14 protein-coding genes are annotated in these 13,981 nt (G+C 62.8%); 12 read left to right on the top strand and 2 right to left on the bottom strand.

The window, feature by feature from the left end; all coding sequences use genetic code 11:
* From AC1DVW_RS25800 to AC1DVW_RS25770, 7 genes are all read left to right on the top strand, one after another.
* A partial coding sequence (locus AC1DVW_RS25800) for a 2-oxo acid dehydrogenase subunit E2 (protein WP_477326866.1) occupies positions 1 to 249 on the top strand: 249 nt, incomplete at its 5' end.
* Between the two features lie 14 nt (positions 250 to 263).
* Positions 264 to 680, top strand: a complete 417-nt coding sequence (locus AC1DVW_RS25795) for a hypothetical protein (RefSeq protein WP_477276049.1) — start codon at positions 264 to 266, stop codon at positions 678 to 680.
* Complete coding sequence (locus AC1DVW_RS25790; protein ID WP_477326864.1) at positions 677 to 1,315, top strand: SGNH/GDSL hydrolase family protein; 639 nt, start codon at positions 677 to 679, stop codon at positions 1,313 to 1,315. Before AC1DVW_RS25795 ends, AC1DVW_RS25790 begins: the two co-directional genes overlap by 4 nt.
* A 25-nt stretch (positions 1,316 to 1,340) precedes the next feature.
* Entirely contained in the window at positions 1,341 to 2,786 is a 1,446-nt protein-coding gene (gene lpdA / locus AC1DVW_RS25785) for a dihydrolipoyl dehydrogenase (RefSeq protein ID WP_477326862.1), read from the top strand.
* A 101-nt stretch (positions 2,787 to 2,887) separates the two neighbouring features.
* Positions 2,888 to 3,145: a GlsB/YeaQ/YmgE family stress response membrane protein gene (locus tag AC1DVW_RS25780; RefSeq protein WP_477326860.1), complete on the top strand. Its 258-nt coding sequence runs from the start codon at positions 2,888 to 2,890 to the stop codon at positions 3,143 to 3,145.
* A 137-nt stretch (positions 3,146 to 3,282) separates the two neighbouring features.
* A complete protein-coding gene (lipA, locus tag AC1DVW_RS25775) occupies positions 3,283 to 4,248 on the top strand; it encodes a lipoyl synthase (RefSeq protein WP_477246761.1) in 966 nt (321 codons plus the stop codon).
* A 12-nt stretch (positions 4,249 to 4,260) separates the two neighbouring features.
* Positions 4,261 to 4,713, top strand: a complete 453-nt coding sequence (locus AC1DVW_RS25770; RefSeq protein WP_477326858.1) for a type II toxin-antitoxin system RatA family toxin — start codon at positions 4,261 to 4,263, stop codon at positions 4,711 to 4,713.
* Here the strand turns inward: AC1DVW_RS25770 and AC1DVW_RS25765 are convergent.
* Together AC1DVW_RS25765 and AC1DVW_RS25760 are read right to left on the bottom strand one after the other, a co-directional pair.
* Positions 4,710 to 5,198 carry a CinA family protein gene (locus AC1DVW_RS25765; protein WP_477276061.1) on the bottom strand — a complete coding sequence of 163 codons (489 nt, stop codon included), beginning with the start codon at positions 5,196 to 5,198 and terminating at the stop codon, positions 4,710 to 4,712. The two genes, AC1DVW_RS25770 and AC1DVW_RS25765, sit on opposite strands and share 4 nt — an antisense overlap.
* Positions 5,195 to 6,421: a bifunctional 2-C-methyl-D-erythritol 4-phosphate cytidylyltransferase/2-C-methyl-D-erythritol 2,4-cyclodiphosphate synthase gene (locus AC1DVW_RS25760; protein WP_477326856.1), complete on the bottom strand. Its 1,227-nt coding sequence runs from the start codon at positions 6,419 to 6,421 to the stop codon at positions 5,195 to 5,197. The genes AC1DVW_RS25765 and AC1DVW_RS25760 overlap by 4 nt, the downstream gene beginning before the upstream one ends.
* A gap of 139 nt (positions 6,422 to 6,560) precedes the next feature.
* On the opposite strand from AC1DVW_RS25760, the gene dusB reads away from it, so the two are divergent.
* The 5 genes from dusB to ntrX all read left to right on the top strand — a co-directional run bounded on the left by dusB (position 6,561) and on the right by ntrX (position 13,979).
* Positions 6,561 to 7,589 (top strand): tRNA dihydrouridine synthase DusB, encoded by a 1,029-nt coding sequence (dusB, locus tag AC1DVW_RS25755; RefSeq protein WP_477326854.1) that lies wholly within the window; start codon positions 6,561 to 6,563, stop codon positions 7,587 to 7,589.
* Complete coding sequence (locus AC1DVW_RS25750; RefSeq protein ID WP_477326852.1) at positions 7,586 to 8,731, top strand: two-component system sensor histidine kinase NtrB; 1,146 nt, start codon at positions 7,586 to 7,588, stop codon at positions 8,729 to 8,731. The genes dusB and AC1DVW_RS25750 overlap by 4 nt, the downstream gene beginning before the upstream one ends.
* Positions 8,728 to 10,185, top strand: coding sequence for a nitrogen regulation protein NR(I) (gene ntrC, locus AC1DVW_RS25745; RefSeq protein WP_477246773.1), 1,458 nt, complete (start codon positions 8,728 to 8,730; stop codon positions 10,183 to 10,185). Before AC1DVW_RS25750 ends, ntrC begins: the two co-directional genes overlap by 4 nt.
* 145 nt (positions 10,186 to 10,330) lie before the next feature.
* The gene (locus tag AC1DVW_RS25740) at positions 10,331 to 12,628 is read left to right on the top strand and encodes a sensor histidine kinase NtrY-like (protein ID WP_477246775.1); all 2,298 of its coding nucleotides are present in this window, start codon (positions 10,331 to 10,333) and stop codon (positions 12,626 to 12,628) included.
* The gene (gene ntrX / locus AC1DVW_RS25735) at positions 12,618 to 13,979 is read left to right on the top strand and encodes a nitrogen assimilation response regulator NtrX (protein WP_477246777.1); all 1,362 of its coding nucleotides are present in this window, start codon (positions 12,618 to 12,620) and stop codon (positions 13,977 to 13,979) included. Before AC1DVW_RS25740 ends, ntrX begins: the two co-directional genes overlap by 11 nt.
* The last annotated feature ends 2 nt before the right edge of the window (positions 13,980 to 13,981 follow it).

Genomic DNA, 13,981 nt, shown 5'->3' with positions numbered 1-13,981 from the left:
GCGGTGTCCAATCTCGGCATGTTCGGCATCAAGGACTTTGCCGCCGTCATCAACCCACCGCATGCGACGATCCTGGCGGTGGGTGCCGGCGAGCAGCGCGCCGTGGTCAAGAATGGCGAGATCAAGGTCGCCACCGTGATGTCGGTGACGCTGTCGACCGATCACCGCGCCGTCGACGGCGCGCTCGGCGCCGAACTGCTGGTCGCCTTCAAGCGGCTGATCGAAAACCCGATGGGCATGCTGGTCTAGGAAGGAAAAGGGCGGTGCGGAAATTCGTCACCAGCCTTTTTGCTCTGATCCTTTCCGGTCTGGCCGGCGGGCTGGTGGCGCAGGAACTGGCCGTCATCACCAATGCGCAGGAAGAATACATCCTCGTCTTCATGGCTTCGGTGTTGGTGACCTTCATTGTCACCTTTGTCTTCTTCGTGGCGCAGCTCATGACCGATCCGGTCGCGGCCGTGGCAAGGACGGGCAAGTGGTCGCTGATCGTCTTCGCGGTATTGATTGCCCTGCTGGTCGCCTTGATCCTCTATGCCGACAGCAGTGCGGCGGTGGTGAGCAAAGACATTCCGATGGTTGCCGGCCTTGGCCTGCCGGGGCTGGTGACAATCGTGGTGCAATGGCTGTTCGTACGCTGGCGGGTAAGCCGCGAGCTGGTCAAGGCAGAGGCAAGCGCATGAAAACCATCCTTTGCTATGGCGACTCGCTGACATGGGGCTATGACGCGGCGAGCCTCGGCCGCCATGCGCTGGAGGACCGCTGGCCGAGCGTGCTGCAGGCTGCGTTGGGCGACGATGTCGAAATTATCGCCGAAGGCCTGAACGGCCGTACCACGGCTTTCGACGATCATCTGGCGGGAGCCGACCGCAACGGCGCAAGAGTGTTGCCGACTGTGCTGACGACGCATGCGCCGCTCGACCTGATCGTCATTATGCTCGGCGCCAACGACATGAAGCCCTGGATCCACGGCAATCCGCTCGCGGCCAAGCAAGGCATCCAGCGGCTGATCGACATCGTGCGCGGCCATGACTACCCGTTCGGCTGTGCCGCGCCGCAGATCCTCATCGTCGCGCCGCCCGCGGTCAGCCGCACCGACAATGCCGAATTCAGGGAAATGTTTGCCGGCGGCGACGAGGCGTCAAAGCGGCTGGCGCCGCAATATTCCGCGCTTGCCGACGAGGCCGGCTGCGGATTCTTCGATGCCGGCACCGTGGCCGTGACCACGCCGCTCGACGGCGTCCATCTCGATGCGGAAAACACGCGGAATATCGGCAACGCGCTGGCGCCGTTGGTGCGTGTGATGCTGGAACTCTAGAGAAAGAAAATCAGGGAGAAAACCCGTGGCTGAATCCTACGACGTCATCATCATCGGCTCCGGTCCCGGCGGCTATGTCACGGCGGTGCGTTCCGCCCAGCTCGGCTTCAAGACGGCGATCGTCGAGCGCGAGCATCTCGGCGGCATCTGCCTCAACTGGGGTTGCATACCGACCAAGGCGCTGCTGCGCTCGGCCGAGATCATGCATTATTCGGATCACCTGAAGGACTATGGGCTGAAGCTCGACGGCAAGGTCAGCGTCGACACCGCTGCCGTGGTCGACCGCTCGCGCAAGGTTTCGCTGCGGCTGAACGGCGGTGTTTCCTTCCTGATGAAGAAGAACAAGGTCGACGTGATCTGGGGCGAGGCAAAGCTCACCAAACCAGGCGAGATCGTGGTGTCCAAGACGGTCAAGAAGCCGATGGAACCGCAGCCGCCGGTGCCGAAGGGTGTCAAGGGCGAGGGCACCTACACCGCCAAGCACATCATCCTGGCGACTGGCGCCAGGCCGCGCGCGCTGCCCGGCATCGAGCCGGACGGCAAGCTCATCTGGACCTATTTTGAGGCGATGGTGCCGAAGGAGATGCCGAAATCGCTGCTGGTGATGGGTTCGGGCGCCATCGGCATCGAATTCGCCTCGTTCTATCGCACCATGGGCGCCGAGGTGACGGTGGTCGAGCTTCTGCCGGCGGTGATGCCGGTCGAGGACGCCGAGGTTTCGAAATTCGCGCAGAAGCAGTTCGAGAAGCAAGGCATGAAGATCATCCTCGAAGCCAAGGTGACCAAGGTCGAGAAAGGTGCCAACTCGGTCACTGCGCATATCGAGATGAAGGACGGCAAGGTCGAGAAGATCACCGCCGACCGGATGATCTCGGCCGTCGGCGTGCAAGGCAACATCGAGGGCCTCGGGCTGGAAACGCTCGGCGTGAAGACGGACCGCGGCTGCGTCGTCGTCGACGGCTATGGCAAGACCAACGTTCCCGGCATCTACGCCATCGGCGATGTCGCGGGACCACCGATGCTTGCCCACAAGGCCGAGCATGAGGGCGTGATCTGCGTCGAAAAGATCGCCAATGTCCCCGGCGTGCACGCAATCGACAAGCTGAAGATCCCGGGCTGCACCTATTGCAACCCGCAGGTCGCCTCCGTCGGCCTGACCGAAGCCAAGGCAAAGGCCGAGGGCAAGGACATCCGCGTCGGCCGCTTCCAGTTCGCCGCCAATGGCAAGGCGATCGCGCTCGGCGAGGACCAGGGGTTCATCAAGACCATTTTTGACAAGAAGACCGGCCAGCTGCTCGGCGCGCATATGGTCGGCGCCGAAGTGACCGAGCTGATCCAGGGTTTTGTCGTGGCGATGAACCTCGAAACCACCGAGGAAGAGCTGATGCACACGATCTTCCCGCATCCGACACTGTCAGAGATGATGAAAGAGAGCGTGCTCGATGCCTATGGCCGCGCGCTCAACGCATGATAAATTGGCGTCGTGAGACTCACACGCCGGAGCCAAGGAACCTAACGGCAAGGTAATTCGTTTCCGGATGCATTTTCACCCGTTACCAGAGGAGAGAGCATATGGACGTGAATGGCGTGGGCTGGGTCGCAGCCATCTTCATCGGAGGGCTGGCGGGGTGGTTCGCCGAGATGTTCATGAAGAGCAACACCGGCATCCTGATGAACATCGTTCTCGGCATTGTCGGCGCGATCGTGCTCAATGCCATCCTGCAAGCGCTGCATTTCGGCCCCTTCGGTGTCGGCTGGTTCGCTTTTCTGATCACCGGCTTCATCGGCGCCTGCCTGCTGATCGCGGTCGGACGCATGGTGCGTCGTTAGTCCGCACCAATTCTAGGTATGCGAAAAGGGCTGTGGCGGCATGCGCCGCTACGGCCTTTTTCTTTGTGCCGAAAAGCCTTAGATGATTTATGAAAAGCGAAAGCCCGAAAGGCGATCGCCAACGAACCAGGTTCAAGATGGTCACTGTCCTCGACACGATCGCCAACGCGCCGCGCCTGCGGCACCCTGAAAAGGCGCACAAGCCCGACCAGGACGTGCTGCGCAAACCCGACTGGATCCGCGTCAAGGCGCCAATGTCGAAGGGCTATGCCGAGACGCGCGAGATCGTAAAGTCGCACAAGCTGGTGACGGTGTGCGAAGAAGCAGGCTGCCCCAACATCGGCGAGTGCTGGGAGAAGAAGCACGCCACCTTCATGATCATGGGCGAGATCTGCACGCGCGCCTGCGCTTTCTGCAACGTCGCCACCGGCATTCCGACCGCACTTGATGCCGACGAGCCGGCGCGTGTCGCGCACGCCGTCAAGCAGATGGGGCTGAGCCATGTCGTCATCACCTCCGTCGACCGCGACGATCTCGCTGATGGCGGTGCCCAGCATTTCGCCGAAGTCATCCGCGCCATCCGGGCAGCGACGCCTTTGACGACCATCGAAATCCTGACGCCTGACTTCCTGCGCAAGGAGGGTGCACTGGAGATCGTCGTGGCGGCCAAGCCCGACGTCTTCAACCACAATCTGGAGACGGTGCCGTCGAACTACCTGACGGTGCGGCCTGGCGCGCGCTACTTCCACTCGATCAGGCTGCTGCAGCGGGTCAAGGAACTCGATCCGTCGATCTTCACCAAATCCGGCATCATGGTTGGCCTCGGTGAGGAGCGGAACGAGATCCTGCAGTTGATGGACGATCTGCGCTCGGCCAATGTCGACTTCATGACCATCGGCCAGTATCTGCAGCCGTCGAAAAAGCACCATCCGGTGATCCGCTTCGTCACGCCGGAGGAATTCAAGTCCTTCGAGACGATCGGCCGGACCAAGGGTTTCCTGCTGGTGGCGTCGAGCCCGCTGACGCGTTCGTCGCATCACGCCGGCGACGATTTCGCCAGGCTGCGCGCGGCGCGTGAAGCGCTGCTCAAGAAATCAGCCTAACACGCTGGTTTCATGCCTAAATTCGAAGCCACTCGCCGCGTCGCCCATACGCCGGAGCAGATGTTCGCGCTGGTCGCGGATGTCGAGACCTATCCTCAATTTCTGCCGCTTTGCGAAGCGCTGACGGTTCGTTCGCGCAAGGAGCGCGACGGCCGGACGATTCTCGTTGCCGACATGACCATCGGCTACAAGGCGATCCGCGAGACGTTCTCGACGCAGGTGCTGTTGAAGCCGGATGAGAACGCCATCGATGTCAAATACATCGATGGCCCGTTCAAATATCTGAGCAATGTCTGGCGCTTCGAGCCGGCCGAGGGCGGCTGTACCGTCCGTTTCTTCATCGACTACGAGTTCAAGAGCCGCATTCTGGGCGCGGTGATGGGAACCATGTTCGACCGCGCCTTCCGCATGTTCGCCGAGGCGTTCGAGAAGCGCGCCGACGTCATTTATGGAGAGCCGGCCTAATTAGCGCCCAGCGCGCGCAGCCCGAGTTGCAGCGCGTGCCTCACCGTCTCGTGGCGGATGAATTCGCGACCCTTGTGGCCAAACAGCTGGCGCTCGGCGACAACCGGCTGGCCGGCGAGCGCCAGGCCGAACCAGACCAGGCCGACCGGCTTGTCGGCCGAACCGCCGCCTGGGCCGGCTATGCCGGTAACGGCAAGAGAAAGGCTCGCGCGCGAATGCGCCAGCGCGCCGGCCGCCATCTCCAGCACCGTTTCGCGCGAGACGGCGCCATGCGCGTCGAGCGTGGCGGCGGAGACGCCAAGCATCTCCATCTTGGCCTCGTTGGAATAGGTGATGAAACCGCGATCGACGACGGCCGATGAGCCGGCGATGTCGGTCAGCGCGGCGATGATCAGGCCGCCGGTGCAGCTTTCGGCCGTCGCCAGCATGATGCCGCGTTGCTGGCATGCCAGGAGCAGGGCGTTGGCGAGCTCGGCGTTGCTCATTCGGGGACTTCGCCGGGAAACACGACGCTGGCGGTGGCGATAGCCGCTATGCCTTCCTCGCGGCCGACAAAGCCCAGCTTTTCGTTGGTTGTCGCCTTGATCGAGATGCGGTCGCTGGAAATTCCCAGCATCGCCGAAAGGGCTTGCGTCATCGCCTCGCGATGCGGGCCAACGCGCGGCGCCTCGCAGATCAGCGTGATGTCGGCATTGGCGATCCGCCCGCCGCGCCCGCGCACCAGCTTCGCCGCGTGTTCGACGAAGATTTTTGAAGCCGCGCCCTTCCATTGCGGGTCGGAGGGCGGGAAATGCGTGCCGATGTCGCCGGCGCCACAGGTGGCGAGCAGCGCGTCGGTCAAGGCATGCAGGCCGACATCGGCGTCCGAATGTCCCGACAGTTTCTTGCCGTGCGGGATGGCAATGCCGCACAAAGTGACATGGTCGCCGGGCTCAAACGCGTGCACGTCATAGCCGTTGCCGGTGCGGATGTCGGGAAAACGCTGATGTTCGCCGGAAAGCCGCTGATCCGCCATCGCGATGTCCCTTGCCCAGGTCAGTTTGACATTGTCCGGTGATCCCTGAACGATTTTTACCGGAATATGCGCCCATTCGGCGATCGCGGCGTCGTCGGTGAAATCCGTCTTGCCCAGATGATGGGCCTTTTCGTGCGCAGCCAGGATCGGCCAGAACGGAAAGCCTTGCGGTGTCTGCGCGGCATGAAGCCCGTTTCTCGACACAGTCTCTTCGATCATGCCGGCAGCCGACTCGCGCTTCAGCGTGTCGGCGACGGGCAGAGCCGGCAGCGCGCCCTGGCGCTCGCCTATGGCCTCGATCGTGCGGTCTATCAGGCCGGCGTTTACGAAGGGACGCACGGCGTCATGAACGAGAACCCGGCTCGGCGCATGTTCCCGCAGCGCAAGCAGGCCAAGCCGGACCGAGGCCTGCCTCGATTCGCCGCCGATCACGGCTGTGACCCGGTCGGCATCTGCGCCAGCCGCGCGGCGGAAGAGCGCGCGGTCGTCGGCATGAATGGCGACGATGACGGGACCGGTTCTCGGGTGCGAAAGAAACATATCCAGCGTGCGCGCAATGACCGCGCTGCCGCCGATGCTCTGGTACTGCTTCGGGCCATCGGCCTGGCCGGCACGCGCACCACGGCCGGCGGCGACGATAACCACGCCAACCTTGTCGCCCACAGCCGCTTGTTTTTCGCTTGCATCTGTCATTGTGAGTGCCTTAGTCGCGGCTATCGTCGAAGGCCAGCATTTTCCCAAATGCGTCTTGATGTGGCGTCATTCCGCGTTGCACATTGCCGCCTTTCTGGCTAGAGAATGTGCAGGAATTGAACATGCTTGGTTTTTGTGCATGCCTGATGTGACCAAATTGGCTTCGCCGCTGGACGTGGGCGGCGTGAGAATCCGCAATCGCGTCTTTCTTGCGCCGATGTCGGGAATAACTGACGAACCCTTCCGGCAGCGCGCCCATGCGCACGGTGCGGGCCTCGTCGTATCCGAAATGGTGGCCAGCGGTGAGCTTGCCAAGGGCAGGGCCGGTTGCGACCTGCGCATCCGTCACTCCGGCCTGCCGGTACACATGGTCCAGCTTGCCGGCCGCGAGGCCGCGCATATGGCCGAAGGCGCGCGAATCGCCGCCGGTGAGGGCGCCGACATCATCGACATCAACATGGGCTGCCCGGCCAAGAAGGTGACGGGCGGCTATGCCGGTTCGGCGCTGATGCGCGATCTCGACCACGCATTGTCGCTGATCGAGGCCGTGGTTGGTGCCGTCGAGGTGCCGGTCACGGTCAAGATGCGGCTCGGCTGGGACGAAAGCGCGCTCAACGCGCCGATGCTGGCGCGCCGCGCCGAACAGGCCGGCGTCAGGATGGTGACGGTGCATGGCCGCACGCGTTGCCAGTTCTATCAAGGCAAGGCCGACTGGCGCGCTATCGCCCGCATCAAGGACGCCGTGTCGATCCCGGTCGTCGCCAATGGCGATGTCGGCTCGCCGGCGGAGGCCGCCGAAATCCTTGACCAGTCGGGCGCCGATGCGGTGATGATCGGCCGCGCCCATTACGGCGCGCCATGGACGGCCGGCAGAATCGCCGCGGCCGCAGCGGGCAATCCAGCCTCCGGCATCCCGGAAAGCCCGGCAGCCATGGCCGACTACATCGTCTCCCACTATGAGGACATGCTGACCCTTTACGGAGTCGAAAGCGGCCTGCGCCAGGCACGCAAGCACCTCGGCTGGTACCTCGACCGCAACGCCGCCGGCGTTGCCGACGACCGGCGCAAGGCGATCCTGACCTCGTTCGAACCCGCCCGCGTCATCGCTGATCTGCGCGATGTGTTTTCAAGCGCTGCCGGTGAGATGAACCTGCGGAGCGCGGCATGAACGCCACCGTTACACAGGGCACCGACATGGCGAAAGCCGCCCACATCGTGCTCAACACCATCCGCCGACCGGTGATCATGGTCGATACGGACGGGTTCATCACCTACGCCAATGCCGATGCCGAAGACTTCTTTCGCTCGAGTGCGACCATGCTCGCCCGCAACACGTTGCCAAAACTCATTCCCTTCGGCAGCCCGCTGCTGACGCTGGTTGACCAGGTGCGCGAGCGCCGCGCGCCGGTCAACGAGTACCGCGTCGATGTGTCGTCGCCCCGTCTCGGCATCGAAAAGGTCGTCGACCTCTATGTCGCGCCGGTGCCGGAATTCCCTGGCTCGGTTGTGGTGATGTTCCAGGAACGGTCCATGGCCGACAAGATCGACCGGCAGATGACGCATCGCGGGGCGGCGCGCTCGGTCACCGGCCTTGCCGCCATGCTCGCCCACGAGATCAAGAACCCGCTGTCGGGCATTCGCGGTGCCGCCCAGCTGCTCGAACTCTCGGCTTCCGACGAGGATCGCGCACTGACCCGGCTGATCACCGACGAGACCGACCGCATCGTCTCGCTGGTCGATCGCATGGAGGTGTTTTCCGACGAGCGGCCGATCGACCGCTACCCCGTCAACATCCATGTCGTCCTCGACCATGTGAAGGCGATCGCCAAAAATGGTTTTGCCAAGCGAATCAAGATATTGGAGGACTATGATCCATCATTGCCTCCGGTGTTCGCCAACCGCGACCAGCTGATCCAGGTGTTCCTCAACCTGGTCAAGAACGCCGCCGAGGCGATCGGCAGCGACCCGCACGGCGAGATTATCCTGTCGACCGCTTTTCGGCCGGGCATCCGCGTTTCGGTGCCGGGGACGCAGGATCGCGTGTCGCTGCCGCTGGAATTCTGCGTGCGCGACAATGGTTCCGGAGTTTCCGAGGACATCCTGCCGATCCTGTTTGACCCGTTCATCACCACCAAGCCGAATGGTTCAGGCCTCGGTCTGGCGCTGGTGGCGAAGATCGTCGGCGAGCATGGCGGCATCATCGAATGCGATTCGACGCCGCGCGGAACCACCTTCCGCATCCTGATGCCGGCCTGGAAAGAAACACCCTACGACACTGCCGATGATGAAGGCGAAGGAGACCGCAAATGACGGTTCGCGGCAATATTCTCGTCGCCGACGACGACGCGGCCATCCGCACCGTGCTCAATCAGGCGCTGTCGCGCGTCGGCCATGAGGTGCGCGTGACCTCCAACGCCTCGACGCTGTGGCGCTGGGTGGCTGCGGGCGAGGGCGATCTGGTGATCACTGACGTGGTCATGCCGGACGAGAACGCTTTCGACATGCTGCCGCGCATCAAGAAGGCACGGCCGGAACTGCCAGTTATCGTCATGAGTGCGCAAAACACCTTCATGACCGCGATTCGCGCTTCTGAAACCGGCGCTTACGAATATCTGCCGAAGCCGTTCGACCTGACCGAGCTGCTCAACATCGTCAATCGGGCGCTTTCCGAGCCAAGGCGGCCGAAGATCGATACGGGTCCGGCCGAGCAGCCGGAAACGATGCCGCTGGTCGGCCGCTCGGCGGCCATGCAGGACATCTACCGCATGCTGGCGCGCATGATGCAGACCGATCTGACGGTGATGATCTCGGGCGAATCGGGGACCGGCAAGGAACTCGTCGCCCGTGCATTGCACGAATATGGCCGCCGCCGTGGCGGCCCGTTCGTCGCGATCAACATGGCGGCGATCCCGCGCGACCTGATCGAATCGGAACTGTTCGGCCACGAGAAGGGCGCCTTCACCGGCGCGCAGAACCGCTCCACCGGCCGTTTCGAACAGGCTGAAGGCGGCACGTTGTTCCTCGATGAGATCGGCGACATGCCGATGGAAGCGCAGACGCGGCTGCTGCGCGTGCTGCAGCAAGGCGAATACACCACGGTCGGCGGACGCACGCCGATCAAGACGGATGTGCGCATCGTTGCCGCCACCAACAAGGATTTGCGCACGCTGATCAACCAGGGGCTGTTTCGCGAGGACCTTTTCTATCGCCTGAACGTCGTGCCGCTCAGGCTGCCGGCGTTGCGCGAGCGGTCCGAGGATGTTCCGGATCTGGTGCGCCACTTCTTCAAGCTTGGCGCCATGGAAGGCCTGCAGACCAAGCGCATTTCCACTGGCGGCATCGAGTTGATGAAGCGCTATCCGTGGCCCGGCAATGTGCGCGAACTGGAAAACCTGGTTCGCCGGCTTGCCGCCCTCTACTCCCAGGACGAGATTTCGGCCGAGATCATCGAAGCCGAACTGAAGACCGGCGAGAGGCCGGTGGTTCCGGGCGGCGGCAACCTCATTCCGGACGACCTGTCCATCGGCCAGGCGGTGGAGCATTTCCTGCAGCGCTATTTTACGTCATTTGCCGGCGAATTGCCGCCTGCCGGCCTCTACCAGCGCATTCTGTCCGAGGTCGAATATCCGCTGGTGCTGGCCTCGATGACGGCAACGCGCGGCAACCAGATCAAGGCCGCGGAACTGCTGGGCTTGAACCGCAATACGCTGCGCAAGAAGATTCGCGAGCTCGGCGTCAACGTCTACAAATCGTCGAGGTCTTGAAATCACAAATCCGGACGAAAGGGTGTAGGCCCGCCGTTTTTCCGGGGATCGAGCGCCGAAAGATTTCCGTCTCGGTCACACTTGTTGCATAATCGCCACAATGCGTTGCATACATCCGACGCAATCAATGGCTCCAGACGGCGACATGGCTCCGCAGGCTCCGACACTGAACGAACCGCTTTTCAGCGAACCTGGCGCAAGGGATGGGCGCCGGCTGCTTGCGTTGCCCGGCGTGGTTGCAATTGCCGGTGCGCTGATTACGGCCGCGATCTCGTTTGCCATTCTCGTCGGCGCCACGCCGATCACACCGGACGAGAAGACGACGCTGGCGCTTATTGCGCTCAATGCCACCTTCGTCCTGTTCCTGATCGCGCTGGTTGGCCGCGAGGTGCATCGCATCGCGATGGCGCGCCGGCACGGCAAGGCGGCGTCGCGGTTGCATGTGCGCATCGTGGCGATGTTTGCGCTGGTCGCTGCCATTCCCGCCATCATGGTGGCCATCATCGCCTCGATCACGCTCGATATCGGCCTCGACCGCTGGTTCGAGATCCGCACCAAGACGATCGTCAATTCGTCGCTGTCGATCGCCGATGCCTATGTGCAGGAAAACGCCCGCAATCTGCAGGGTACGACACTGTCGATGGCCTATGACCTCGATGCGTCGCGCACGCTCTACGGCCTCGATAGGACTGGCTTTCTCGACCTCATGAACAAGGAAGCCGTCGGACGAACATTGGCCCATGCGGCGCTGATCAAGCCTGACGGCTCGTTCGTCATGAGCGCCAAGACCGACACGGATTTCGCCATGCCCGAGCCGCCGGAAGGTGCCGTAGCCAGCGCTGCCGACGGCAAGCCGGTGCTGATCGAACCAAAGACCCGCAACATCATGGGCGCCATCGTCAAGTTGCGCGAGATCGAAGGGCTCTATCTCTACACCATTCGCCTCGTCGATCCCGAAGTCATCAAGGCGCGGCAGATCGTCCAGTCCAACACCGCAGAATATCGCGGCCTGGAAGAAAATCGCCGCACGTCACAGGTGGCGTTTGCGCTTCCCTATCTGTCCTTGACGCTGATCATCATCCTGTCGGCCATCTGGACCGGCATTGCGGTCGCCGACCGCCTGGTGCGGCCAATCCGCCAGCTGATCGGTGCGGCTGACGAGGTTGCGACCGGCAATCTCGACGTCGCCGTCGCCGTTCGACCTTCCGACGGCGATGTCGCATCGCTCGGCGATACGTTCAACAAGATGCTGCTGGAGCTGAAATCGCAGCGCAACGAGATCCTCTCCGCCAAGGATTTGATCGACGAGCGCCGGCGCTTTTCGGAAGCGGTGCTTGCCGGCGTTACCGCCGGCGTCATCGGCGTCGACCCTTACGGCATCGTCACCATCGTCAACAAATCGGCCGAGACGATGCTGGCCATATCGGCGACCGGAGCGCTCGGGCAGAACCTTTCCGCGGTGCTGCCGCATGTCGGCCGCGTCTTCGAGATCGGCCGCAAGTCGGGCAAGCCGGTCTACCGCGAGCAGGTGACCTTCTATCGCGCCGGTGCCGAGCGGACCTTCAACGTGCAGATCACCATCGAGGCCGGCGACGACGGGTCGGAAGAAAAATCCTATGTGGTGACGGTCGACGACATCACCGACCTGGTGCAGGCACAGCGTTCGTCGGCCTGGGCCGACGTGGCGCGGCGCATTGCCCACGAGATCAAGAACCCGCTGACGCCGATCCAGCTTTCGGCCGAGCGCATCAAACGCCGCTTCGGCAAGGTCATCACCGAGGACCGCGAAATTTTCGACCAGTGCACTGACACGATCATCCGGCAGGTCGAGGACATCGGTCGGATGGTCGACGAATTCTCGGCTTTTGCCCGCATGCCGAAGCCCGAGATGAAGGCTATCGACTTGCGCGAATCGTTGCGTGAGGCTTCGTTCCTGGTCGAGGTGAGCCGTGCCGACATCGCTTTCGAACGCGTCTTCGGCAACGAGCCGCTGAAGGGCACGTTCGACAGCCGCCTGATGGCGCAGGCTTTCGGCAACGTCATCAAGAACGCCGCCGAGGCCATTGACGGACTTGATCAAAATGACCGCCCGCACGGCATAATCCGGATTCAAGCCGGGCGCCAGAATGGCGCAATCAGAATCGATGTCATCGACAATGGCAAAGGTTTGCCGCGCGAGAATCGCCAACGGCTGCTCGAGCCCTATATGACGACACGCGAGAAGGGCACCGGGCTCGGTCTGGCAATCGTCAAGAAGATCGTGGAGGACCATGGCGGACGGCTCGAACTGCATGACGCTCCAAAGGATTTCCACGAAGGGCGCGGCGCGATGATCAGCATCATCCTGCCGCCCGCCGCCGCCGCCACTGCTGCCGCGCCGTCGCGTGGCGAGGGCAGGGCGGAACACGAAAGAGAAACTGAAAAGGTCGGTAATGGCGTCTGATATTCTCATCGTCGATGACGAGGAAGACATCCGTGAACTCGTCGCGGGCATTCTGAGCGACGAAGGTCATGAAACCCGCACGGCATTCGATGCCGACAGCGCGCTGGCGGCGATCGCCGACCGGGCGCCACGGTTGATTTTCCTCGACATCTGGCTGCAGGGCTCGCGTCTCGACGGCCTGGCATTGCTTGACGAGATCAAAACCATGCACCCGACCTTGCCGGTGGTGATGATCTCCGGCCATGGCAACATCGAAACGGCGGTGTCGGCCATTCGCCGTGGCGCCTACGATTTCATCGAGAAACCGTTCAAGGCCGACAGGCTGATCCTGATTGCCGAACGCGCGCTCGAGACCTCCAAATTGAGACGCGAGGTTTCGGATCTCAAGCAGCGCAGCGGCGAAACCTTCGACCTGATCGGCATGTCGTCGGCGATGAGCCAGTTGCGGCAGACCATCGAGCGCGTCGCGCCGACCAACAGCCGCGTCATGATCATCGGCCCCTCCGGTTCGGGCAAGGAACTGGCGGCGCGTGCCATCCACACGCTGTCGGCGCGCAAGGGCGCACCGTTCGTGACGCTGAGTGCCGCCAACATCACGCCCGAGCGCATGGAAATCGAGCTGTTCGGCACCGAATCCAACGGTGTCGAGCGCAAGGTCGGGGCGCTGGAAGAAGCGCATCGCGGTATCCTCTATATCGACGAAGTGGCCGACATGCCGCGCGAGACGCAGAACAAGATCCTGCGCGTGCTGGTCGAGCAGCAATTCGAGCGGGTAGGCGGGACCAAGCGGGTCAAGGTCGATGTCCGCATCATTTCGTCGACCTCGCAGAACCTGGAGGCGATGATCGCCGACGGCCGTTTCCGCGAGGATCTCTATCATCGCCTGGCGGTGGTTCCGGTCATGGTGCCGGGGCTGGCCGAGCGGCGCGAGGACATCCCCTATCTGGTCGACAATTTCATGAAGCAGATTGCGCGCCAGGCCGGCATCCGGCCTCGTCGCATCGGCGATGATGCGCTGGCGGTGCTGCAGGCGCACAACTGGCCCGGCAACGTCCGCCAGCTGCGCAACAATGTCGAGCGGCTGATGATCCTGGCGCGTGGCGACGATGTCGATGCGCCGATCACCGCCGACCTTTTGCCGGCAGAAATCGGCGATGTCATGCCGCGCACGCCAAACCAGTCCGATCAGCACATCATGGCGTTGCCGCTGCGCGAAGCGCGCGAACAGTTCGAGAAGGACTATCTGATCGCCCAAATCAACCGTTTTGGCGGCAACATCTCGAAGACGGCTGAGTTCATCGGCATGGAGCGTTCCGCACTTCACCGCAAGTTGAAGTCGCTGGGCGTCTGATC

The sequence above is a fragment of the Mesorhizobium sp. P3_B5 genome, from assembly GCF_056402815.1.
This window is presented reverse-complemented; position numbering and strand designations above follow the sequence as displayed.